Below are 23,532 nucleotides of genomic sequence, written 5' to 3'. Positions count from 1 at the left end.
TATGTCATGCAGAACGAAAAAAGCAGAATGCGTCCAAAGGTTGTATCTCGAAAATTCGGGTGTTGCCGAATTAACCGGAATTGAGTCGAGACGGGAGAAGATATGCGCGCCGGTCAGGCGCGCGAGGCGCTGAAGAGGCGACCGAATAGAAGCGGTATAAGGACAACCAGAACGGCAGGAAAGACCAGCCAGTTCATCAGGCTCCAGCCGTTTTCGGTATTGACCAGGGCGCCGGCGAGGAAGGAGGCGGAAGCCACCGAGCCGAAAACCAGGAAATCGTTCAGCCCCTGAACCTTGCCGCGTTCTTCCGCCGTATGGCAGTCGGTGATCATCGCGGTGGCGCCGATGAAGCCGAAATTCCAGCCGACGCCGAGCAGGATGAGGGCAGCCCAGAAATGGGTGAGGCCGAGACCGGAAAGCGCGATCGCCGCGCAGGCCGCGATCAGGACAAGGCCCGTGGCGGCGATGGTCTCCTTGCCGAAACGGGCGATCAGCCGGCCGGTGAAGAAACTGGGCCCGAACATGGCGAGCACATGCCACTGGATGCCGAGCGTCGCCTCGCCGACCGTGTGCCCGCAGGCGACCATGGCCAGCGGCGTCGCCGTCATGATGAAGGCCATCAACGCGTAGGAAATGACGCCTGTGCCGGCGGCAAGGATGAAGCGGGGCGAGCGCGCGATTTCCGACAGGCGCCGCCCGCCGGAAAGATCGACGGCGGCTGCCTTGTCGGCGCGCGGCACCTTCAGTTGCGAAACCAGAAGCAATGTGAGAAGGGCAAGGACCGAAAGGCTGACGAAGCTTGCCACATAGGGCAGGTTCGGCACGGCGTCGCTGGTCCAGATCACCACCTGCGGGCCGATGATGGCCGCAGCCAGTCCGCCGATCATCACCCGCGAGATCGCGAGCGCCTTCATGTCGCCGGAGACCGAATCGGCCGCGGCAAAGCGGAAACTCTGCAGGTAGGCGCCGTAAAGCCCGATCAGGATCGTGCCTATGCAGAAGATGAGGAAGGTGGAGGCGGCAACGCCTGTCGCCGCCACAAGCCCGCCGCAAATCCCGATCAGCGCGCCGAAGATATAGCCGAGCCGGCGCCCGACCCGGCGCATGATGAAGGCGGCCGGCAGCGTGCCGGCGGCAACGCCGAGATTATAGAGGCTGACGGGAACCGTGGCGAAGGCCGGATCGGGCGACAGAAGCTGCCCGACGATGCCGCCAAGCGAGATGACGATCGGCGGGGCAGCGCCGCCCACGGCCTGAGACAGGGTGAGAATGCGGATATTGCGGCGCGCGGTGTCCGGGCTGTCGGCGGTGGTCATCGGCAGGTAGGGGCTCCGGGCTCACGCCCATATGGTGTGTGGCGCTCTAGCTAGCCCGATTGCCGTCTTTCACGCAATAGGCGTCATAAAGCGTCGTCAGGATCTGCCGGGCGGGTTCGCTTTCGATCCGGTACCAGATCGTTTGTCCCTCGCGCCGGCCGGCGATCAACTTCTCGCGCCGCAACAGCGCCAGATGCTGGGAAACGGTGGAATCCCGGATGCCGAGAAAATCCGCAAGCTCGCCGACGGATCGCTCTCCGTCGATGAGCTGGCAGAGAATGAGAAGCCGGTGACGATTGCCCAGCGCCTTCAACAGCTCGCAGGCTTCATCCGCGGATTCGACCATGTTTTCGGATTCAATCTTCATAATTTCGTATATACGATTTTTTCTAGAGAAGTCAAGATCGAAACCCGCCCGGTCCCGCGGCGGCCAAAAAGGTCAATCTGTCTCTGTTACAGCCTAGTGGATGAAGTTGGCAATGGCGAAGCCCTGCTTTTCCAGCCCGCTGCGCACGGCCTGGGCGATCGCGAGCGCCTCGGGCGCATCGCCGTGAACGCAGATCGAGCCCATCGGCGTCTCAAGCCGCTTGCCGGAAACGGTGACGATCGCGCCTTCGCTGACCATCTCGACAACCCGCCAGGCCGCCGCATCCGGATCGCGGATCACCGCCCCCTTCATGCCGCGCGGCACCAGAATGCCCTCGTCGGTATAGGCGCGGTCGGCGAAGATCTCCGAGACGACGGTCAGACCCATCTCCTCGGCGATCCGGTGCTGCTGACCGAGCGCGATAGCCAGGCAGATCAGCGAGGAATCGACCGCCTTGATCGCGTTGCAGATGGCGCGGGCGACGGCCTCGTCATGCTGTGCGAGATTGCCGAGCGCGCCATGGGGCTTCACATGGGTGATCGGGTGACCGACATATTGCGAGACCGCCTGGGCGGCGCCGATCTGGTAGGCGACGAGCCGCTCGATCTCGCCGACCGAATAGGGGATCTGCCGGCGGCCGAAGCCCATCAGATCAGGAAAGCCCGGATGCGCCCCGACGGCGACGTTGCGCTCGCGCGCAAGGGCAAAGGTCCTGGCCATGATATCGGGATCGCCGGCATGGAAGCCGCAGGCGATATTGGCGGAAGAGACGATCTTCAGCATCGCCGCGTCGTCGCCCTTCTCCCAGGCGCCGAAGCTTTCCCCCATGTCGCAATTGATGTCGATCCTCTGGCGCGTCACGGTCTCGCCTCCCTGTGGTTCCAGAACGTTGTCTTGCCAATGTAGGGGCTTGGGGGACGGGCAAACAATGGATTTTTCATGGTTTGGTTTGCGTTTTTCTCATGCTGTCTATGCGAAAATGCATATCTTCAGAGGTTGGTTCCGCCTGTTGCGGGGGCGTCCCCGCCTTTCCTTCCGACCTGAAATTCTCTATTGCCGGATCAGGTCGAGCCCATGGAGTGAGATGATGAACAGACTGACGATCCGCCGCCCCGATGACTGGCACCTGCATTTGCGCGACGGCGCGATGATGGAGGGCGTGATCGGCGACACGGCCCGAGACTTTGCCCGCGCCATCATCATGCCCAATCTGGTGCCGCCGGTGGTGACGGCCGCCGATGCTGCCGCCTATCGCGAGCGGATCATGGCGGCGCTGCCGCAAGGCGCGGTCTTCACCCCGTTGATGACGCTCTACCTCACCGAGACGACCGACCCGGATGACGTCGCGCGCGCTCACGAAAGCGGCCTTGTGACCGCCGTCAAACTTTATCCCGCTGGTGCCACAACCAATTCGGCAAGCGGCGTGCGCAATTTCGACAACGCCATGCCGGTGCTGGAGAAGATGGCGGAGATCGGGCTCAATCTCTGCGTCCATGGCGAGGTCACGAGCGCCGACGTCGATATCTTCGACCGTGAGGCCGTCTTCATAGACACCGTGCTCGATCCGCTGCGCAAGCGTCTGCCGGAGCTGAAGATCACCATGGAGCACGTGACGACGAAGGACGGGATCGATTATATCGCGGCTGCCGAGGGCAATCTCGCCGGTTCGATCACCACACACCACCTGATCATCAATCGCAACGACATTCTCGTCGGCGGCATTCGCCCGCATTACTATTGCCTGCCCGTGGCAAAGCGCGAGGCGCACCGCAAGGCGCTGGTCGCGGCCGCGACCTCGGGCGATGCCCGTTTCTTCCTCGGGACCGATTCCGCTCCGCATGTAGACCCGGCCAAGGAATGCGGCTGCGGCTGCGCCGGCATCTATACCGCGCCGAACACGATGAGCTGCCTTGCCCATGTGTTCGAGAACGAAGACGCCCTCGACCGTCTCGAAGCCTTCGCCTCGCTCAACGGTCCGGCATGGTACGGGCTTTCCCCGAACGAGGAGAGGGTGACGCTCGTCAAGCGCGACGAAGCGGTCGACTATCCGAAAAAGCGGGAAACCGGCGCCGGTCCGGTGACGGTGTTCGATCCCAAGTTCCCGCTTTTCTGGGAGGTTGAGCGGTAGTTCCGTCTGAAAGGCATTTTCGCTCGTTACGGATTGTCCGGGACGCGAAACGAAAAAGGCCGGGCGAACCCGGCCTTCTTGCAAACAAATAAGTTTTGCTGGTGCGCCCTTAATGGGCGTCCTCCATTTCCGGTTGCTGGACCTCAGCATCGGCCTTTGCCGCCTGCAATTCCTCGACCGCCTTGGCCGGGTCCGCGGGAAAGGCGGCGTCGGTGATGTTGCCTTCCAGAAGGTCGATCGCGTATTTCAGCTGGACATCGTCCTCGGTCTCGCGCGGCACATAGGCCACCGAACCCGAACCCGCGTCGGTTTCCTCATCGCCCTGGATATGACCGCGCAGCGCGCTTTCGCCTTCCGGACGGATCACGCCTTCGAGGTCTTCCGGCAGCACCTGCTCGACGATGATGTCCGGGTTGATGCCGGTGCCCTGGATCGAGGTGCCGGACGGCGTGTAATAGAGTGCCGTTGTCAGCCTGAGTGAACCTTCGACGCCGAGCGGCACGATGGTCTGCACCGAGCCCTTGCCGAAGGTGCGGGTCCCGACCAGCGTCGCCCGCTTCAGGTCCTGCAGCGCGCCGGCGACGATTTCGGAGGCCGAGGCCGAGCCGCCATTGACGAGCACGATCAGCGGCTTGCCGTTGGTGAGGTCGCCGGGCCCCGCATCGAAGCGGCGGGTTTCGCTGGCATTGCGGCCACGGGTGGAGACCACCTCGCCTTCGTCGAGGAAGGTATCGGCCACGGCAACGGCCTGGTTGAGGAAGCCGCCGGGGTTGAGGCGCAGGTCGAGGATATAGCCCTTGAGCTGGTCATCCGGTACTTCGGCGCGGATTTCCTCGATCGCCTCGTTCAGGCTTTCGTCCAGCTTCTCGTTCATGAAAGTCGAAAGCCGGATATAGCCGATATTGTCGTTCTCGATCCGCCATTTGACCGACTGCACCGGAATGACGCCGCGCACGATGGTCATCTCGATCGGCTTGGCAACGCCATCGCGGATGATGGTGATGTCGATCGGCTCGCCGACCTCGCCGCGCATGCGGTCCACCGCATCGTTGAGCGACATGCCGCGCACGCTTTCGCCGTCGATCTCGACAATGCTGTCGCCGGCAAGAACGCCGGCATTGGCGGCGGGCGTGTCATCGATCGGAGCGACGACCTTGACGACTTCGTCTTCCATTGTCACCTCGATGCCGAGGCCGCCGAACTCGCCCTTCGACTGGTCGCGCATCTCTTCGGATTCTTCGGCCGTCATGTAGCTTGAATGCGGATCGAGCCCGCTCAGCATGCCGTTGATCGCATCCTGGATCATCTTTTCTTCGTCAGGCGGCGAGACATACTGGCTGCGCACGCGCTCGAACACGTCGCCGAACAGCGACATTTCGCGATAGGTGCTGTCGTCACTTGCCGCGCGCGCCGGTATGTCGGCGGAAACCAGAATGCCGGTCGCCGAGGCGCCGATCACTGCGCCTGCCAGCAGAAGCGTTGCCCTACGTATCATTGCGTGCCTTTCCATCATTTTTGTCCGCCCACCAAGGTCCGGAATCGACCGGCTTGCCGTTTTGCCGAAGCTCAATGTAGAGCGTCGGCCTGTCTGTTTCCAGCGCCAGCGTCGCAGCGCTTGCAATGCGTCTGGCGCCCATCTGCGCAAGGGGTTCGCCGGAGAATACGAAATCGCCCTGGCGCACCTTCAAACCCTCCATGCCCGTCATCACCAGATGATAGCCGTCGCCGACATTGAGAATGATCATCTCTCCGTAGCTTCTGAAGCGTCCGGCGTAAACCACCGTTCCGTCCGCCGGCGCCGTCACCAGAGCGCCCGGGCGCGCCGCGACGGTGATGCCGGTCGCCTCATGGCCCGTTCCGTCCGGATCGCCGAAGCGGCGCAGAATATCGCCGGCCACCGGCAAAACCAACCGGTTCTTGAGGTCAGAAAACGGATATGCGGGCGTAATGCGGTTTTTATCGGGCGAAGATGTGAGCGCGCGGCTGCGCGCCTCTTCCCGTTGCGCTTCGCTCATCTGCCGGCGGCGCTCTTCCTCCTGTCGGGCAAGCAGCGCCGCGTTGCGCGCGGAGGTGATTTCGGTCTCGAGCGAGGCGATCAGGCCGTTGAGGTCGGTGGCGCGCGCGGCAAGCGCCTCGGCCTGGCGCCGTTCCTCGGCAAGCGCCTCGGCGCTTTCTGCGCTCGCCTTCTCGTTTTCGGCAATCAGCATGTCCATGCGCCTGGTTTCCTCGGCCAGGCTGTCGAGGTCGGCGGCAAGCGCGTCGCGCGCGTTCTCGCGTTCCTGCTTGACCGCCTGCAGCGATCTGAGATCGCCAAGCACGCTTTCCATGCGCGCGCGCATCTCGGGCACCACGCCGTCGAGCAGGATAGCGCTGCGGACGGAATCGAGCGCATCGCCGGGAGCGACCAGCAGGGCAGGCGGCGGGTCGCGGCCCATGCGCTGCAGGGCAGCCAGAACATCGGCCAGCACGTCGCGCTCCTCGTTCAGAGAGGCCTTGAGGACGGCTTCCTCCCCGGAGAGTTCGGCAATGCGCGCCTCGCTCTCGCCGATCTGTTCCTCCAGCGCGCGCCTTCGGTCGGCGGAATCCACCAGCGCCTGTTTCAGGCTTGCGGTGTCGCCGGCAAGCTTGTCGATCTCGCTCTGCAGGCCGGCAATCTTCTCTTCAGAAACGGTGATGGAACTGCGGATTGTGTCGAGCTCGATCTCGGTTTCGCTGCGCCTTTCGGAAAGCCTGTCCACCAGTTCGCGGGAATCGGTCTGCGGCGCGGGATCGGTCTGGGCTAGGCTCGTGCCGGGCGCAGTCCATGCCGCAGCCGCAAGCAGCATCAGGCTGCATGCGGAAAGGAGACGCACGGTATTGACCCTTGCAAAGCCCATTCGTCCTGACTTTCGGTTGGAGCTCAAGCGCAGCCGATATAGAACGCCGACAGGTTAACGAAAGCCGAACATCTTTATAAGACACAAAGTTTTGAAGCAGTCATACCCGATGATAGGGGTGGCCGGCCATGAGCGTCACGGCGCGGTAGAGCTGTTCGGCAAGCAGGATGCGCACGATCTGGTGCGGCCATGTCATGGCGCCGAAATTGATGGTCAGGTCGGCGCGTTCGACCAGGGCCGGATCAAGCCCGTCGGCGCCGCCGATGGCGAAGATCATCTCGCGCTTGCCCTGATCGCGAAAACCGGCGATCTTCCCGGAAAAGGCAGGGCTGTCGAAGGACTTGCCGTTTTCGTCCAGCAGCACGAGAACGGTCTCGGGGGAGAGGACCGCCTCCAGCGCCTGCGCCTCCTCGCGCTTGCGGGTCGCGGCATTGCCGGCGCGGCTTTCATTGACTTCGTGGACACGGGTGAAATCGATGCCCTGCGCCTTCCCGGTCTTTTTCAGCCGATCGAGATAGCGGGCAACCAGGTCCTTCTCGGGACCGGATTTCAGTCGCCCGACGGCGAAAATGCCGATCTGCATTGTTTTTTCCTTGGTGCGTCCGGTCAGACGAACAGTACTTCAGGCTAAAGCTTACAGTGCCCGCAAGATCCGTCTGGTTTGGACCAAAGCGGAACTTTCGGGCCAGCACAAGGCCACAAAGATCATGCCCGCGCGCTTTGGCGCGGCAAACGGCAGTCACAGGCGCCTCGATGCCAAGCGCTAGTGCAGCCGTCCCTCGTTCATTTCAGGCGCGGACCACATCTTCTCGATATTGTAGAACTCGCGGACTTCTGGCCGGAACACATGGACGATCACGTCACCGGTGTCGATCAGCACCCAGTCTCCGGCCTCCTGGCCCTCAACCTTGGGCGTGCCAGCACCCGATTGCTTGATGTCCTTGACCAGATGGTCGCAAATCGCCACGACATGACGGTTCGAGCGTCCGGACACAACCACCATGTGGTCGCCGAGCGCCGATTTGCCCTTGATGTCGATGGTTACAATATCTTCAGCCTTCGAATCCTCGAGGCTGGCGAGGACGGTGGACAAAGCCTGATCCGCGGCATGGACGCCGCTTTTCCTGCTCTTCGGTGCAGCATCGTCTGCGGCACCCTTCGCGTGCAATGTTGTCAGGGGTCTTCCTTTCTTCATGGACCGGAACAAGCACGATTACGACTCGTGACGCGCACAAGTCCCCCTGAAGATAGGAGCCAATGGGGGTGTCGCGCAAGGTTTTCCTTGAAATCGATGACGCGCGCAGCCTTCAGAAGATACGGAAGGCGAGGCAGGTGGCGTCGTCAGAGACCTTGTAGCGCGGAAAGCGCTCGCCTTCCGGATCCTCGATCCGCTCGATTTCGCGCAGGCGCTTGAGAAGGACCGGCAGGCCTTCGTCAAAGGCCGCATCGATCAAGCCCGAAGGGCTGAAAGCATCGTAATTGTCGCTGAGCGCGGCAAATCCGTCGGATGAGAGCAGGCCGCGGGCAGGGGCTGCAATGCCGGTTTCCTCGCGCACGATTGCGTCTGCCGCCTCCGGCACCAGGCCGAGGGTGAAAATCCGCCCGCCCGGCATGTTGTGTTTCGAGCGGCTTTCGCGCAGGGCCGCGCGGGTCTTCTCGTCGCCGCCGATGTCGTTCTTGCCGCCAAAGCCGCCGGTTCGGGCGAGATGCGCGCGGGCGGCGGCGATCTCCCTCGTCCTGTTGCCCTTCAGCGCCGTGGTCTCGAATACCCGCCCATTCACTTCGGATTGCAGGAACAGGCGGCAGTCGCCGAGCCCGTAGGAGACAAGCCGGTCGCCCTCGATCCTGAGCATCTGGAAGGCGGCGGCCGGCCACATGTAGCGCGGCAGGTCGCCGGTCCCGGCAGCGGCTAAATAGGCCGCGCGCGCTTCAGCGTTGAGCCGTGATACGATGTCGGCAACGCTCTCAGGGCTGCCCGCCCTGGAAAAGGCGGCTGCCGCGCGGTCGGCCAACCAGGCGGCGTCGCTCGGAAAGTCCGTCATCACCTGCCGGTCGGCAATGCCGGTCGCGCCGTCGATGACGAAGGCGCTGTGTTCATTTGCGCCCGCGCGGTCCTCGCTGTGGCCGCCGGGCTTTCCCGGATCGTTCAGCCTGTCGACGATCTCAATCCGCATGATTGCTTCCACGCCTGAGCGCCGTTGAACTGACATTGGAGCGGGGCCCGTGGATGAAGGTCCAGGCCGGCGGCGTCATTCGCGCCAGCGCCCTCGCATCGCGTTCGGGGATACGGGCCTTGTGAAGCGTGCGCGCGGCCTTGGAGGAGAGGAAGGTCAGGGTCGAGCCGGGCCGGTCGATGACGGCAAGCGGCACGGTGCGGGCAATCGTGCGCCATTCCTGCCAGCGGTGAAAATCGCCGAGATTGTCGGCGCCCATGATCCAGACGAAATGGACGCCTCGGTTTCGACGGACGATATGCCGGATGGTGCGGGCCGTATAGGCCGTGCCGATCGTCTTTTCGAGTGCCGAGACGCGGATGCGCGGATCGCGCGCCAGTCTCTCGCTCATAGCCAGACGGTCGGCAAGCGGCGCAAGACCATTGCCGCTTTTCAGCGGATTGCCGGGCGTGACGAGCCACCAGAGCTGGTCGAGGCCGAGGCGCTGGATCGCGAGACTCGCCACCAGGAAATGCCCCTCATGCGGCGGGTTGAACGATCCGCCGAACAGGCCGACCGTCATGCCCGGCTCGCAATAGGGCATGGCAAGATAGCGTCTGTCGATCGTCTTCTCGGTCAAACTGTCAGGCCCGCGTCTGTCCCGTGCCGCGCACAAGGTATTTGAACGAGGTGAGCTGTTCGACGCCGACCGGTCCGCGCGCATGCATCTTGCCGGTCGCAATGCCGATTTCCGCGCCCATGCCGAACTCGCCGCCATCGGCAAATTGCGTCGAGGCATTGTGCAGCAGGATGGCGGAATCGATCTCGTTGAAGAAACGGGCGACCACGTCCGGGTCCTCGGCAATCACCGCCTCGGTGTGGTGCGAGGAATATTTTTCGATGTGCTCGATCGCGCCGGAAATGCCGTCGACGAGCTTCACCGAAATGATCGCGTCGAGATATTCCGTCGTCCAGTCGGCATCACTCGCCTCCGCACGGCCGCGGGCATAGTCGATCATGTCGTGATCGACGCGGACCAGGCAGCCCTTCGCTTCCAGCGCCTCGATCAGCGGGGTCGCGAAGGTGTCGGCGGCGGCCCGGTCAATCAGCAGCGTTTCGGCCGCGCCGCAAATGCCGGTGCGACGCATCTTGGCGTTGACGACGATGTCGCGCGCCATGTCGAGATCGGCGGACTTGTCGACATAGATGTGGCAGAGGCCTTCCAGATGGGCGAAGACCGGCACCCGCGCTTCCGTCTGCACGCGAGCGACGAGGCTTTTGCCGCCGCGCGGCACGATCACGTCGATATTGCCGGTAAGGCCTGACAGCATCTCGCCGACAGCGGCGCGGTCGGTGGTCGGCACGATCTGGATCGCGTCTTCCGGCAGGCCGGCTTCCGCAAGCCCCGCCTTCAGCGCGCCGTGGATCGCGCGCGCCGAATGGGCGGAATCCGAACCGCCGCGCAGGATCACGGCATTGCCGGCCTTCAGGCAGAGCGCGCCGGCATCCGCCGTCACGTTGGGGCGGCTCTCATAGATGACGCCGATGACGCCGAGCGGCGTGCGCACGCGCGAGATCGTCAGCCCGTTCGGCCGGTCCCATTCGGCGATCAGCTTGCCGACCGGATCGTCCAGCGCGGCAATGGCGCGGATTCCGTCGGCGATGGCGGCGATGCGTGCGTCATTAAGTTCCAGCCGGTCGATGAAGGAGCCGGTGATGCCGTTGTCGCGCGCGGCAGCCACATCCTTCTCGTTCTCGGCGAGGATTTCCGGCGCGCGCGCCTCGATCTCGCGGGCCATGGCGAGAAGCGCCCGGTTCTTGGTCTCGGTCGGGGCGATCGCCAGCTTGTGGGCGGCGGCGCGCGCACGCGTTCCAAGCTCCCGCATCACGGCGGCGATATCGTCTTTGTGAACCTGATCAAGCATGGGTCGAACCTTCGTTCTGTTTCTTCTTGCCGACGGCGGCCATCACCAGGTCATCGCGGTGGACCATGGCCGCGCGGGCGGGATAGCCGAGGGTTGCCTCGATATTGACGGTCTTCTGGCCAGCGATCATGCGCGCTTCGTCGCTGTCATAGCCTGACAGCCCGCGCGCAACCTCGCCGCCTTTCAAGTTGACGATCGCCACAGTGTCGCCGCGGGAAAAATGGCCGTCAACCGCCGTCACGCCGGCCGGCAGAAGGCTGTTGCCGCGTTTGAGCGCCGCCACGGCGCCATCGTCGATATGGATCGTGCCGGCGGGCAGAAGCTGGCCGGCAATCCAGGTCTTGCGGGCGTTCACCGGCGTGTGCGACGCGTGGAACATGGAATGGCGCGCGCCGTCCTCGATCGCCTTCAGCGGGTGGTCGATCTTGCCGGAGGCAATCACCATGGCGCAGCCGGCGGCGGTCGCGATCTTGCCGGCCTCGATCTTGGTATGCATGCCGCCGCGCGACAATTCCGATGCCGCGCCGCCCGCCATCGCCTCGATCTCGGGCGTGATCGCCTCGATCTCGGCGAGAAAATGGGCATGGGGATCGAGATGCGGCGGGGCGGTGTATAGCCCGTCAATGTCGGAGAGCAGCACCAGAAGCTCCGCCCCGATCATGGTCGCCACGCGGGCGGCCAGCCGGTCATTGTCGCCGTAGCGGATCTCCGAGGTGGCGATCGTGTCGTTCTCGTTGATGATCGGAACGGCGCCGGCTTTCAGGAGCTGCAGGATCGTGGCACGGGCGTTGAGGTAATGCCGCCGCTCCTCGGTGTTCTGCAGCGTCAGCAGGATCTGGCCGGCAAGAATGTCGTGGTGGCGCAGGCTCTCGGTCCAGGCACCGGCAAGGCCGATCTGACCGACGGCGGCGGCCGCCTGCGCCTCTTCCAGCTTCAGCGTGCCGGAATGGCTGTGCAGCACGGTCCGCCCCAGCGCGACCGCGCCGGAGGAGACGACCAGAACCTCGACGCCTGCCGCCTTCAGCGCGGCAATATCGTCGCACAGCCGGTTCAGCCAGTCATGTTTGAGCCCGCGCGCGCGGTCGACGAGCAGTGCCGAGCCGATCTTGATCACGATCCGCCGATAATGCGTCAGCGAACGGTGCATGCCGTTCATTGTCAGGGCTCCCACTTGTCGTGCCGGCCCTTGTCGATGCCCCGTTCGGGCGCGGCAATGCCAAGGCGTGCATCTTCGGCGCGGATGATCTCGGCAAGAGCCGACAGCACTTCGGTCATGCCCTTCTGGGCAACGGCCGAGATCGCGAAGACCTTGCCGCCGGATGCCTCTTCCAGCGCCTTTTTCTTTGCCGCAAGCGTCTCGTCGTCAAGGATGTCGATCTGTGACAGCGCGACGAGCTCGTGCTTGTCAGCGAGTTCGTGGCCATAGGCCTGAAGCTCATGACGCACCGTGCGGTAGACGGCGGCGACATCCTCTTCCTGCGAGGAGACCAGGTGCAGCAGCACGCGGGTGCGCTCCACATGGCCTAAGAACCGGTCGCCGATGCCGATCCCTTCATGCGCGCCTTCGATCAGGCCGGGAATGTCGGCGAGAATGAACTCGCGCCCATGGATGCTGGCGACGCCAAGGTTTGGATGCAACGTCGTGAACGGGTAATTGGCGATCTTCGGCCGGGCGCGGGTCACGGTCGCGAGAAAGGTCGACTTGCCGGCATTGGGCAGGCCGACGAGCCCGGCATCGGCGATCAGCTTAAGGCGAAGCCAGATCGTCTTTTCCTGGCCTTCGAGGCCGGGATTGGCCCAGCGCGGGGCCTGGTTGGTCGCTGTCTTGAAATGGGCGTTGCCGAAGCCGCCATTGCCGCCGGAGGCCAGCCGGTAGCGCTCGCCGATCTCGGTGAGGTCGCAGATCAGCGTCTCGCGGTCCTCCTCGAAGATCTGCGTGCCGACCGGCACTTTCAGGGTCACGCTCTTGCCGTTGGCGCCGGTGCGGTTGCGGCCCATGCCATGCCCGCCGGTCTCGCCCTTGAAATGCTGCTGGTAGCGGAAATCGATCAGCGTGTTCAGCCCTTCGACCGCTTCCACCCACACATCGCCGCCGCGTCCGCCGTCGCCGCCGTCCGGGCCGCCGAACTCGATATATTTCTCGCGGTGGAACGAGACAGACCCGGCCCCGCCGTCGCCGGAGCGGATATAGACTTTTGCCTCATCGAGAAATTTCATGGGATCGTCGCTTTTGTCTTCAGGTGTGTGGGGTAAAACCGACCGCATCGTTAGCGTCAGGCGGCTTCGAGGTCAAAGAATATCGTGAAAAACCGTTGCTGCAACATGGCGCGCGGCGAAGTCTGCGTGCAACGCGGCCTTGACCTTTGCCGCGCGTCTGCTTACCCAACCGCCAGCAGGTGACAACTGGAGCGGACCCCATGAATGTCCTTCTGATCGGCTCGGGCGGGCGTGAACACGCGCTGGCCTGGAAACTCTCGCAATCGCCGCGTCTCGGCGTGCTTTATGCCGCGCCCGGCAATCCGGGCATTGCCGCCCATGCCGAATGCGTGAAGCTTGATCCGGCCGATCACGCGGCGGTCATCGCCTTTTGCGGCGAGAAGGAAATCGGCCTCGTCGTCGTCGGCCCCGAAGCGCCGCTGGTGGACGGTCTTGCCGATGCTCTGAGTAAAGCCGGCATCAAGGTGTTCGGCCCGACACAGGCCGCCGCCCAGCTTGAGGGTTCGAAGGGGTTCACCAAGGACCTCTGCGCCCGATACGATATTCCAACCGGCGCCTATCGCCGCTTCACCAACGGAGAAGAGGCGAAGGCCTATGTCGGCGAGATCGGCGCGCCGATCGTGATCAAGGCCGATGGTCTCGCCGCCGGCAAGGGCGTGACTGTTGCCCGCACCAATGCCGAAGCGCTGGCCGCCATTGATGACTGTTTTTCCGGCACGTTCGGCGCCGCCGGGGCCGAGGTCGTGGTCGAGGAATTTCTGGTGGGCGAGGAGGCGAGCTTCTTCTGCCTCTCCGACGGCAAGAACGCGCTGCCGCTTGCCACCGCGCAGGACCACAAGGCCGTCGGCGACGGCGATACCGGGCCGAATACCGGCGGCATGGGCGCCTATTCGCCGGCCCCGGTGATGGATGAGGCGATGATTGCCCGCACCATGAAGGAAATCATCGAGCCGACGATCCGCGGCATGGCGGAAATGGGCCATCCTTTCAAGGGCGTGCTCTATGCCGGGCTGATGATCACGGAAAAGGGCCCGGAACTGATCGAATACAATGTCCGCTTCGGCGATCCGGAGTGCCAGGTGCTGATGATGCGGCTGCAAAGCGATCTTTTGGATATTCTGGAAGCCGCCGCCGATGGCACGCTGGACAAGGTTTCCGCCGATTGGAGCGGGGATACCGCGCTCACCGTCGTCATGGCGACCAAGGGCTATCCGGGCGCCTACAAGAAGGGCGGCGAGATCCGCGCTTTGCCCGTCGACGGTCCCGAGGCGCGCACCTTCCACGCCGGCACGGCGATACGCGACGGCAGGCTTGTCGCCAGCGGCGGTCGCGTCCTCAATGTCACGGCGCTCGGCCACAACGTCACCGAGGCCCAGACCCGTGCCTATGCGCTGATCGAGGATATCGACTGGGCTGACGGCTTCTGCCGCCGCGACATCGGCTGGCGGGCAGTGGCGCGCGAGGAGGGCTAATTCGCCTTCCGATTCCGGGTACCCAGGCAAACGCGCTTGACTTGCCCCTCGGGCCGGCGCTAAGTGCGCGCGGCCTCGCGACGCCTGCCGCCCGCGCGCCTGCCTGTCAGGTTTTGGTGAAGTCGTTTGATCCGTCGTCCGTTGTTTTTTCCGAACGACACTCTGTGGCAATGCGGGCCCCATAACCGGTCGCTGTGCGCGGCTCGAGTGTCCCGAGGGACAACGACATGGATACCTCTTCGAACCCGGGGTCAAACCCCTATCTTTCGGGGCCGATTGCCCCGCTTTTCTTCAAGACCGCTGCCCCGATCGTGCTTTTGATGCTGGTGAGCGGCCTCTTTACCGTGGTCGACGCCATCTTTCTCGGCGTTTATGTCGGGCCGCGCGCGCTTGCCGCCGTCACCCTGGTCTTTCCTCTGTTCATGGCGCTCAACGCGCTGGCGACGCTCGTTTCCTCCGGCATGGCGTCGATCCTGGCACGGCGGCTCGGCGCCGGCGATCACGCGGGCGCGCAATCGGCCATGCAGTCGGCGACGGCGCTTGCCATGCTCGCCGCGCTGGGGCTGATGGCGTTCTACCTCGCAGCAGGCAGGCCGCTCATTGGCTGGCTGTCGGGCGGCGACGCGGCGCTTGCGGCAATGGCTTCGACCTATATCGCGCTTCTGTTCTTCGGCAGTCCGCTGCAATTCCTGATCAGCACCCAGGGCGACACGCTGCGCTCGGAGGGCCGGCCCGGCACGATGGCGCTGATCGGCGTTCTGGTGACGCTCGCCAATATCGGCTTCAATTTCGTCTTCATCGCTCTTTTGGGCTGGGGCGTGGCGGGGTCTGCCATCGGCACGCTTGCAGCACAGCTTCTGGCGCTTGTCGCCGTGGTCGTTCTCAGGCTTTCCGGCCGCACGCCGATCCGGCTCTGGGAGCGCACCGGCAAGCCGCTGACGGAGGCCTGGGGGCGGACGCTTGCGCTCGGCCTACCATCTTCGCTGTCACTGATCGGGATCAGCCTTTCGACGGCCTGTATCCTGGTCTCGGTCAAGGCCTGGTTCGGCACGAATTACGACCTGACGATCGCCGCCTACGGCATTGCCTCCAGGCTATTGACCTTCGTCTTCCTGCCGCTGATGGGCCTGAACTTCGCCTGCCAGTCGATCGTCGGCAATAATTACGGCGCCGCGATCTATGAGCGGTCCAACCGCACGCTCGTCGTCGGGCTTCTGACCGGTCTTGGCTACGGGCTGGCCGTCCAAAGCGTTTTCCTGTTGGCCGCGGGCCCGCTTGCCGCGCTGTTCGTCGACGATGCCGAGACCATTGCCGCAACGGCCCACATCGTGCGCATCATTACCGCCGCCTATGTCGTCGTTGCGCCCGTGATGGTGCTCGCCGGTTATTTCCAGGCCATTGGCAAGGCCGTGAGCGCGGGGGTGATGAGCCTCGGGCGGACCTATTTCTTCAATATTCCGCTGATCTTCCTGCTGCCGCTTATCTTCGGCGAGCAGGGCATCTGGATGGCCGCACCCTCAAGCGACCTTGCTATGCTTGTCCTCGTGGCGGTGGTGCTGTGGTTTCACGGCAGACGGACCGGCGCGAGATGGGGCGTATTTCACCGTGAGGAAGCGGCAGTTTAGCATGCCGGACAGCCTGCCGGGTCTGCTAGGTGCTCCTGGCTGCCCGCCCACACCACGCCGTTACCCCGGCCTTGAGCCGGGGTCCAGGGCGACCCGGGAAGCGTCGGCACTTTCGGCGAAACTTGGCGCAGAGCTGGTAGGTCAGCGGTAATATGAAACAGGTAGGTTTTCTCGTGCGGCCCTGGATGCCGGCTCAAGGCCGGCATGACGGGGTTGTGAGACTCGGGAATTGACGAGGCGTCTTTTGCGCCAGCGCCACTCAGACCTTCAGCACCTTGTCGGGATTCATGATCCCGGCAGGGTCGAAGACCTGCTTGATGCGATGCATCAGGTCGATCTCGATCGGTTCGCGGATCTCGGCCAGTTCGTCGCGCTTCAGCCGGCCGATGCCGTGTTCGGCGGAGATCGAGCCGCCATGGGAAAGCACGATGGCGTGGACGATTGTGTTGATTTCCCCCCAGCGGGCAACGAATTCCGCCTTGTCGGCACCTTCCGGCTGGGAGATGTTGTAATGGATATTGCCGTCGCCGAGATGGCCGAAGGCGCAGATGCGCGCGCCGGGAATTGCTTCCATGACGGCCGCATCGGCCTCGTGCAGGAAGGCCGGAATGGCGGAGACCGGCACGGAGACGTCGTGCTTGATCGAGCCGCCCTCGGGCTTCTGCGCCTCCGACATGGTGTTGCGCATGTGCCATAATTCGTCGATCTCGCCTTGCGACTTGGCAATCACCGCGTCTTCCACAAGTCCTGCCTCGAAGGCTTCCTCCAGCAGGGCCTCCATCATCCGGTCGGCGGATTGCTGGCTGTCGGAGGTGGAAATGTCGATCAACGTGTACCAGGGGTATTTTGCCGCAAGCGGATCGCGCGCGCCGTCGGTATGCTTGACGGTGAAATCGAAGGCCATGCGGGCCATGAATTCAAACCCGGTCAGCGCCGAGGCGCAGCGGTTCGACGCCATATTGAAAAGGTCGAGCGCCTTTTCCGGGCTTGCGACGGCGGCAAAGGCAACCTGATGGCCGCGCGGTTTCGGGAAAAGCTTCAGCACCGCGCCAGTGATGATGCCGAGCGTGCCTTCCGCGCCGATGAAGAGGTCGCGCAGGTCATAGCCGGTATTGTCCTTCTTCAGGCTTCTGAGCCCGTTCCAGATCTCGCCAGTCGGCAGCACCACCTCAAGGCCGAGGCAGAGCGCGCGCATATTGCCATAGGCGAGCACCGCCGTGCCGCCGGCATTGGTGGAAAGGTTGCCGCCGATCATCGCCGAGCCTTCCGAGCCGAGCGAGAGCGGAAACAGCCGGTCATTGTCGCGCGCCGCCTTCTGCACATCGGCGAGGATCGCGCCGCCATCGGCGATGACGACATTGGCCGAGGTGTCGATCTTGCGGATCTTGCCCATGCGTTCCAGCGACAGCACGATGTCCGTGCCTTCTTCGCGTGGCACATGGCCGCCGACATGGCCGGTGCGGCCGCCGGCGGGAACCACCGGGGTCTTCGTCTCGCTGGCAAGCCTCAGGATGGCAGAGACCTCTTCCGTCGAGCCGGGTTTGAGGACGAGCACGGTCTTGCCTCGGTAAAGCCCCCGGTTTTCGGTGAGGTAGGGCTCGATATCGGCGGCTTCGGTCAGCGCGTGAGGCGTGCCGACAATCTCGGAAAAGCGGGCGATGAGCTCGGGGGCGGGCGTGGTCATGCAGTCAGTCATCCTTCCGGGGTGCGGCGGCGCGGGAAAGCCTGTCATTGATCGCCTCGCCGATACCCTCTTTCGGGATCGGGGCGAAGACAATGGCGGTCGCGCCGCTCAGATCGGCCTCTATCATCGTGTCGTATAACCGGCTTGCCGCTTCCGCAAGATCGCCCTTGGCGCTCAGTTGGAAGGTGGCGTGCGCGGCAGAGGCGTTTTCGACCTGGCAAGGCCCGAACAGCACCAGCGCCTCGCCGTCTTCCACCCGCGTCGCGTCGAGGCGGACGGCGGCCTTCGGCGCATAATGCGAAACCATCATGCCCGGAGCGACAATGGCGGTCTTTTGCTGCAGTCTTGCTACCCGCCTGTCGGTCAGCGCCTCGACCTCGGCCGCGGAAATGCCGCCCGGCCGGAGCAGGGTGATCGTCTCGTCCTCGACCTTCAGGATCGTCGATTCCACGCCGACCTCCGCCGGTCCGGCATCGAGAATAAGCCGCAGCTTTTCACCAAGATCAGCCTCCACATGAGCAGCCGTTGTCGGGCTGATCCTGCCGGATGTGTTGGCGCTGGGGGCAGCCAGCGGCCGTCCGGTTTCCGCGATCAGCCGCCCGGCAAAGCCCTGGGGCACGCGCACGCCGATGGTTGGCAGGTTTGCCGTTGCCGCAGGCGCGATCGCAGCCCCCTGTTTCAGCGGCAGAACGAGGGTCAGCGGGCCGGGCCAGAAGGCTTGCGCGAGCGTGCGTGCCAGAGGCGAAAAGACGGCATAATCCTCGGCCATTTCAAGCCCGGACATGTGGCAGATCAACGGGTTGAAGGCAGGCCGGCCCTTGGCGGCATAGATTTTCGCGATTGCCTGGGGGTTCGTCGCATCGGCGGCAAGGCCATAGACGGTTTCCGTCGGCATGGCGACCAGTTCGCCGGCCAAGAGAAGCGCGCTGCCTTCAGCCAGCGCCATGTCTTCCTCAACCGCGATGTCGATGATGCGCGCCATGTTAAACCCGTTCCTGTATGAGTGTTTCCCGTTTAAAACAAAGGCCCGGCACAACAAAGGATTTTCTGATGACGATCAGACGGATTGCCTCCGGCGGCATTTACGAGAAGAAGATCGGCTATTGCCGCGCGGTGGTGGCCGGCGGCTTTGTCCATGTCGCAGGCACGACGGCGCAGGGGGAGGATATTCCGGAGGATATCGTCGGCCAGTGCCGTTCGGCGCTTGCGGCGATCGGAAGCGCGCTTTGCGAAGCCGGCTGCGGTTTTGAAGATGTCGTGCGGGTGACCTACTACCTGCCGGATGCCGCTGATTTTTCGGCCTGTTGGCCGCTTCTCGCCGAAACCTTCGGCGATAATCCGCCGGCGGCGACCATGCTGGAATGCGGCCTGATCGAGCCGAAATACCGGATTGAGATCGAGGTGATAGCGCTTTTGCCGCGCTGATGCCGGCGGCCGGTGCGAATTTTCCCGTGTCGTCATTTCCGAAAGTCATGTCGTGATTGGGACGCGAAGGCGCAACCGGCGATGGTTTAATGCGCCTTATTGTCCGTCTTCGCCGCGGAGGCTGCCCATGACCATACGCCAGAAAATGCTCGACGAACTGAAGAGCCGTCAGGACGGTTTTACCCTGTCCCGCGCCTTCTACACCGATCCCGATTATTTCCGGGTCGATATGGAGAATTTCTATTACCGCGACTGGCTGTTCGTCGCCCATGATTGCGAACTCGCTCGGCCGGGCAATTACCTGACGATCCAGGTTGGCGACTATTCCGTCATCCTCACGCGCGGGCGCGACAAGGTTATCCGGGCGCTGCACAATTCCTGTCGCCATCGCGGCTCGCGCGTCTGCTCGGCCGACAAGGGCACCACGGCCAAACTCGTCTGCCCCTATCACCAGTGGACCTATGATCTCGACGGGACGCTGCAATATGTGCGCCATATGGGCGAGGATTTCGACAAGTCGAAATTCGGTCTGAAGCCTGTCCATTGCGAGAGCATCGAGGGCTATGTCTTCATCTGTCTGGCAGACGCGGCGCCGGATATTGCGCCGCTGCGCGAGGCGATTTCGCCCTATATCGCGCCCCATAACATCCGCGACACCAAGGTCGCCTTCAAGAGCACGATCGTCGAGAAGGGCAACTGGAAGCTGGTCTGGGAAAACAACCGCGAGTGCTACCACTGCGCTGCCAATCATCCTGAGCTTTGCCGCACCTATCCCGAAGCCGCCTCGGTGACCGGGGTTCAGGGCATGATGGACGATCCCGAAATCCAGGCGCACTGGGCCCATTGCGAGGCGGCCGGGCTTGAGGCCAGGTTCTTCATCAATCCGGACGGCCAGTTCCGCATCGCCCGCATGCCGCTGATTGCAGGCGCGGAAAGCTACACCATGTCGGGCAAGCGGGCCGTGCGCAAGCCGATGGGCGAGAAGACGGCCGCCGCCGGCATTGGCGCGCTGGTTCTGTTTCATTATCCGACCACCTGGAACCACTTTCTAGGCGATCACGCGATCTCCTTCCGCGTCCTGCCGATCGGACCCGAAGAGACGGAGGTCACCACCACCTGGCTGGTGCCGAAGGATGCGGTCGAGGGCATCGACTACGATCTCGACGAGCTCACCCATGTGTGGACCTTCACCAATGACCAGGACCGCCAGATCGTCGAGGAAAACGCCCGTGGCATCCGCTCGCCCGCCTATGAGCCCGGCCCTTATTCACCCGAGGACGAAGGCGGCGTGATGCAGTTTGTCGAATGGTACGCCAATCACTCGCTCGAACGCCTGTCCGACGAAAACGCGCCTCTTTCCATCGTCGCCTGATATGCTGAAGTCGAAGCCGTTCAAACATATCGATGAAATGGTGCCGTGGAATGGCCGCGAGCACATGCTCGAATGCGTCGCCTGGACCCCGGAAGCCCCGGACGTGATGACCTTCACCTTCAAGGCGGAGGAGGAAAACATCTGGTTTCGCTACCTGCCGGGCCAGTACATCACGCTGGAACTGCCGGTCGGTCCGGAACCGATCATGCGCACCTACACGATCTCCTCCAGTCCGACCCGGCCCTTCACCATCGCCGTGACGGTGAAGGCGCAGAAGGACAGTATCGGCACGCGCTGGATGTTCGAGAACCTGCATCCGGGCATGAAGCTGAAGGCGATCGGTCCGCTCGGCGATTTCTCCTACGTCGAGCATCCGGCGGAGAAATACCTGTTCATCTCCGCCGGCTCGGGAATCACGCCGATGATGTCGATGACCCGTGATCTGGGCGACCGCGACCCTGACACCGACATCGCCTTCATCCATTGCGCCCGCTCGCCGAGCGACATCATCTTCCGCTGGGAACTGGAGTACAAGGCGCGCTATATGCCGTTCTTCAATCTCGGCTTCATCGTCTCCGAGCTTGAGCGCACCCAGCTGTGGTCGGGGCTCAGAGGGTTTATCGACCGCGCCAAGATCGCGCTTCTGGTGCCGGATTTCCTGGAGCGGCGCGTCTTCTGCTGCGGGCCGGACCCGTTCATGGCAACGGTGAGGGATTCGCTCGAAAGCTCCAATTTCGACATGGAAAACAATTATTTCCAGGAGACCTTCAAGCCCGAGGTGCCGCCGCCGGCCGTGTTTATCGGCGAGAGCGGCGACGAGGAAAAGCTGTTCACCGTCGAATTCGCCGATTCCGGCGTAACGGCGGAAGTGCAGCCCGGCTTCACCATCCTGCAGACGGCGCGCAATGCCGGCGTGCGGATCCCGGCAGCCTGCGAGAGCGGCATCTGCGGCACCTGCCGCACCATGTGCAGGTCCGGCAAGGTCGACATGCAGCACAATGGCGGCATTCTCGATGACGAGATCGAGGAGGGCTACATCCTCGCCTGCTGCTCGCGCCCGTTGTCGGATGTCGAGGTGGAGGCTTAAGGGGCCTCTTCCCGAACGTCCGCCCGCGGCTCAAAGTTCTGACGAGCCTCCGCCTGTTCCTGCGTCTATGACGGCAATCGCGGCCTGAAGGTCAGGTCTTGCGGCGGTTGCGGGGAGAAAGGCTGATCGGGACATACCGGGTCGGGTGGAACGGCCGGAGCCCGATGGTCGTCACAGCGTCATGCCGCCGTCGACCACCAAGACGTGGCCGGTCACCATGCTGGCGCCGGCGCAGAGATAGAGCACGGCTTCGGCGATGTCTTCCGGTTCCGAGCGGCGTTTCAAGACGGCGAGATCGCGGGCCCATTGCTTGCGCTCCTCCGGCCAGCTGTCGGTCCAGGGCGTGCGCGTCTGGCCGGGGGCGACCGCGTTCACCCGCACTTCCGGCGCAAGGCCGCGCGCCAGGCTCCGCGTCAGGCTGACGAGCCCGGATTTGCTGGCGGCATAGGCGATCGAGCTGCCCTGCTGGCCGATGCCGGCGATCGAGGCCATGTTGACGATCGCGCCGCGGCTCTGCTTCAGGGCGGGGGCGGCCGCATGGGCGCAGCGAAACGGGCCGATCAGATTGGTGCCGATGAGAAGCTGCCAGAAATCCTCCGTCATCTTGTCCAGATCGGAGGGCGGGATCTTGTCCTTGGTGCCGGATGTGCCGGCATTGTTGACGAGATAGTCGAGCCCGCCCATGGCCTCGATGGCGGTGTCGACCATGGCTTCGGCATTGCCGGGGATCGAGATGTTGCCGGGCGCTGCGATCACGTCCAGCCCCTGCGCCGCAAGTTCGGTCACCTTCTCCGGGCCGGCCGGATCGCCTTCCAGATGGTTGATCGCCACCTTTGCGCCCATTTCCGCCAGCATCGTCACCGTTGCCAGCCCGATGCCCGAAGCGCCGCCCGTCACCAGCGCGCGTTTTCCCGTCAGATCAGCCCTGATCATCCCTGTCCTCCCGTTGTCTTTGAAAGCATTTTCTTCAGCTGCAGAAGGCCCAGATCGCGCCGGTGCAGCAGATCCTCCACCGGTTCGTCGCCGTAATCGTAGAAACCCTTGCCGGCGCGCACGCCGGTTCGTCCCTCCTCAATGAGGCGGGCGAGGACGGCGCTGTATCCGGCGTTTTCCGGCGGCTGATAGGTGCGCGCGGCAAGACCGTTGCTGATCATTTCAAGGCCGGTGTAGTCCATCTTGCGCATATGGCCGAGAAGCGCCAGGCGATCGACCAGTCCGTGCCGGATCGAAAAATCGATATCTTCCGCGCTCGCCCACCCCTCGTCGATCATCCGCAGGCATTCGAGATTGAGGGCTGCCTGCAGCCGGTTCGCGACGTAGCCGGGCACCAGCCGGTCAAACACCAGCGGCGCCTTGCCGAAACCCTCATAGAGCGCGTGCAATGTCGCGATCACTTCTCGCGCGGTCGACGGACCCGGCGCGATATCCACCAGATCGACGATATAGGGGGGCGAATACCAGTGCGCGATTGCCGCGTTTTTCTGCCTCGCCGCCGGGATCAGCGGAAAGATATCGAGATAGGATGTATTGGAGGCAAGGATGGCCGAAGCCGGGGCGAAGCGGTCGATGTGCCCGAACACGGTGCGTTTCACCTCGGCCTTTTCCACCACGGCCTCGACGATCAGATCGGCATTCGCGACAGCCTGTTCGATCGTGTCTGCGAGGAGCACGCGGTTGCGCGCGGCTTCGGCTTCGTCTGTTGAGATCGTGCCGGCCTCGCAAAGCGTGTGGCTGGCCGCGGCGATCAGGGTCGGCGCGCGCGCCAGCACCTCGGCGGCCGCATCATGCAGCATCACGCGGCATCCGCCGAGCGCATGCACCAGCGCCAGCGCATGGCCCATGGTGCCGGCGCCGATCACGGCTACTTCCTTTATCGACATCGGGC

General features: G+C 63.7%; 22 protein-coding genes. 6 read left to right on the top strand and 16 right to left on the bottom strand.

Going from position 1 to position 23,532, the window contains the following annotated elements; all coding sequences use genetic code 11:
• Positions 1 to 113: 113 nt before the first annotated feature.
• The 3 genes from FF124_RS05750 to FF124_RS05740 form a co-directional block, all read right to left on the bottom strand.
• Positions 114 to 1,316 carry an MFS transporter gene (locus FF124_RS05750; protein ID WP_138747541.1) on the bottom strand — a complete coding sequence of 401 codons (1,203 nt, stop codon included), beginning with the start codon at positions 1,314 to 1,316 and terminating at the stop codon, positions 114 to 116.
• Between the two features lie 46 nt (positions 1,317 to 1,362).
• A complete protein-coding gene (locus tag FF124_RS05745; RefSeq protein WP_138747540.1) occupies positions 1,363 to 1,683 on the bottom strand; it encodes an ArsR/SmtB family transcription factor in 321 nt (106 codons plus the stop codon).
• Positions 1,684 to 1,776: 93 nt separating this feature from the next.
• Complete coding sequence (locus FF124_RS05740) at positions 1,777 to 2,544, bottom strand: LamB/YcsF family protein (protein WP_138747539.1); 768 nt, start codon at positions 2,542 to 2,544, stop codon at positions 1,777 to 1,779.
• Between the two features lie 226 nt (positions 2,545 to 2,770).
• Between FF124_RS05740 and pyrC the strand changes: the two genes are divergently transcribed.
• Positions 2,771 to 3,811 (top strand): dihydroorotase, encoded by a 1,041-nt coding sequence (gene pyrC, locus FF124_RS05735; protein WP_138747538.1) that lies wholly within the window; start codon positions 2,771 to 2,773, stop codon positions 3,809 to 3,811.
• A gap of 109 nt (positions 3,812 to 3,920) precedes the next feature.
• Here pyrC and FF124_RS05730 read toward each other — a convergent pair whose 3' ends face one another.
• From FF124_RS05730 to obgE, 9 genes are all read right to left on the bottom strand, one after another.
• Positions 3,921 to 5,306, bottom strand: coding sequence for a S41 family peptidase (locus FF124_RS05730; RefSeq protein ID WP_138747537.1), 1,386 nt, complete (start codon positions 5,304 to 5,306; stop codon positions 3,921 to 3,923).
• Entirely contained in the window at positions 5,296 to 6,687 is a 1,392-nt protein-coding gene (locus FF124_RS05725) for a murein hydrolase activator EnvC family protein (protein WP_246072201.1), read from the bottom strand. Before FF124_RS05725 ends, FF124_RS05730 begins: the two co-directional genes overlap by 11 nt.
• Positions 6,688 to 6,787: 100 nt before the next feature.
• Positions 6,788 to 7,270: a 23S rRNA (pseudouridine(1915)-N(3))-methyltransferase RlmH gene (rlmH, locus tag FF124_RS05720; RefSeq protein WP_138747536.1), complete on the bottom strand. Its 483-nt coding sequence runs from the start codon at positions 7,268 to 7,270 to the stop codon at positions 6,788 to 6,790.
• Between the two features lie 180 nt (positions 7,271 to 7,450).
• Positions 7,451 to 7,882 (bottom strand): ribosome silencing factor, encoded by a 432-nt coding sequence (gene rsfS / locus FF124_RS05715; RefSeq protein ID WP_138747535.1) that lies wholly within the window; start codon positions 7,880 to 7,882, stop codon positions 7,451 to 7,453.
• Positions 7,883 to 7,994: 112 nt separating this feature from the next.
• On the bottom strand, positions 7,995 to 8,861 hold the full coding sequence (locus FF124_RS05710) for a hypothetical protein (RefSeq protein ID WP_138747534.1): 867 nt from the start codon (positions 8,859 to 8,861) through the stop codon (positions 7,995 to 7,997).
• Positions 8,851 to 9,444: a nicotinate-nucleotide adenylyltransferase gene (locus FF124_RS05705; RefSeq protein WP_187326850.1), complete on the bottom strand. Its 594-nt coding sequence runs from the start codon at positions 9,442 to 9,444 to the stop codon at positions 8,851 to 8,853. Before FF124_RS05705 ends, FF124_RS05710 begins: the two co-directional genes overlap by 11 nt.
• 40 nt (positions 9,445 to 9,484) lie before the next feature.
• Positions 9,485 to 10,765, bottom strand: a complete 1,281-nt coding sequence (locus FF124_RS05700; protein WP_187326827.1) for a glutamate-5-semialdehyde dehydrogenase — start codon at positions 10,763 to 10,765, stop codon at positions 9,485 to 9,487.
• Entirely contained in the window at positions 10,758 to 11,921 is a 1,164-nt protein-coding gene (proB, locus tag FF124_RS05695; protein WP_138747532.1) for a glutamate 5-kinase, read from the bottom strand. Before proB ends, FF124_RS05700 begins: the two co-directional genes overlap by 8 nt.
• A 2-nt stretch (positions 11,922 to 11,923) precedes the next feature.
• Positions 11,924 to 12,982 (bottom strand): GTPase ObgE, encoded by a 1,059-nt coding sequence (obgE, locus tag FF124_RS05690; RefSeq protein WP_138747531.1) that lies wholly within the window; start codon positions 12,980 to 12,982, stop codon positions 11,924 to 11,926.
• A gap of 200 nt (positions 12,983 to 13,182) precedes the next feature.
• Between obgE and purD the strand changes: the two genes are divergently transcribed.
• Together purD and FF124_RS05680 are read left to right on the top strand one after the other, a co-directional pair.
• Complete coding sequence (gene purD / locus FF124_RS05685) at positions 13,183 to 14,454, top strand: phosphoribosylamine--glycine ligase (RefSeq protein WP_138747530.1); 1,272 nt, start codon at positions 13,183 to 13,185, stop codon at positions 14,452 to 14,454.
• A gap of 227 nt (positions 14,455 to 14,681) precedes the next feature.
• Complete coding sequence (locus FF124_RS05680; protein ID WP_138747529.1) at positions 14,682 to 16,079, top strand: MATE family efflux transporter; 1,398 nt, start codon at positions 14,682 to 14,684, stop codon at positions 16,077 to 16,079.
• Between the two features lie 259 nt (positions 16,080 to 16,338).
• Here the strand turns inward: FF124_RS05680 and FF124_RS05675 are convergent, their stop codons facing one another.
• Both FF124_RS05675 and FF124_RS05670 read right to left on the bottom strand, forming a co-directional pair.
• Positions 16,339 to 17,763: an FAD-binding oxidoreductase gene (locus FF124_RS05675; protein ID WP_138747528.1), complete on the bottom strand. Its 1,425-nt coding sequence runs from the start codon at positions 17,761 to 17,763 to the stop codon at positions 16,339 to 16,341.
• A 4-nt stretch (positions 17,764 to 17,767) separates the two neighbouring features.
• The gene (locus FF124_RS05670) at positions 17,768 to 18,745 is read right to left on the bottom strand and encodes an L-threonylcarbamoyladenylate synthase (RefSeq protein ID WP_138747527.1); all 978 of its coding nucleotides are present in this window, start codon (positions 18,743 to 18,745) and stop codon (positions 17,768 to 17,770) included.
• 68 nt (positions 18,746 to 18,813) lie between these two features.
• Here FF124_RS05670 and FF124_RS05665 point away from each other — a divergent pair, with 68 nt between their 5' ends.
• From FF124_RS05665 to FF124_RS05655, 3 genes are all read left to right on the top strand, one after another.
• Positions 18,814 to 19,188 carry a RidA family protein gene (locus FF124_RS05665; protein WP_138747526.1) on the top strand — a complete coding sequence of 125 codons (375 nt, stop codon included), beginning with the start codon at positions 18,814 to 18,816 and terminating at the stop codon, positions 19,186 to 19,188.
• 127 nt (positions 19,189 to 19,315) lie between these two features.
• Entirely contained in the window at positions 19,316 to 20,560 is a 1,245-nt protein-coding gene (locus FF124_RS05660; RefSeq protein WP_138747525.1) for an aromatic ring-hydroxylating oxygenase subunit alpha, read from the top strand.
• A 1-nt stretch (position 20,561) separates the two neighbouring features.
• On the top strand, positions 20,562 to 21,647 hold the full coding sequence (locus FF124_RS05655; protein ID WP_138747524.1) for an FAD-binding oxidoreductase: 1,086 nt from the start codon (positions 20,562 to 20,564) through the stop codon (positions 21,645 to 21,647).
• 171 nt (positions 21,648 to 21,818) lie between these two features.
• On the opposite strand, the gene FF124_RS05650 is transcribed toward FF124_RS05655, so the two are convergent.
• Positions 21,819 to 22,580, bottom strand: a complete 762-nt coding sequence (locus FF124_RS05650) for an SDR family NAD(P)-dependent oxidoreductase (protein WP_138747523.1) — start codon at positions 22,578 to 22,580, stop codon at positions 21,819 to 21,821.
• Positions 22,577 to 23,527 carry a 3-hydroxyacyl-CoA dehydrogenase family protein gene (locus FF124_RS05645; RefSeq protein ID WP_210237443.1) on the bottom strand — a complete coding sequence of 317 codons (951 nt, stop codon included), beginning with the start codon at positions 23,525 to 23,527 and terminating at the stop codon, positions 22,577 to 22,579. The genes FF124_RS05650 and FF124_RS05645 overlap by 4 nt, the downstream gene beginning before the upstream one ends.
• Positions 23,528 to 23,532: the final 5 nt, after the last annotated feature.

Source organism: Martelella lutilitoris (assembly GCF_005924265.1).
Lineage (GTDB): Bacteria > Pseudomonadota > Alphaproteobacteria > Rhizobiales > Rhizobiaceae > Martelella > Martelella lutilitoris.
This window is presented reverse-complemented; position numbering and strand designations above follow the sequence as displayed.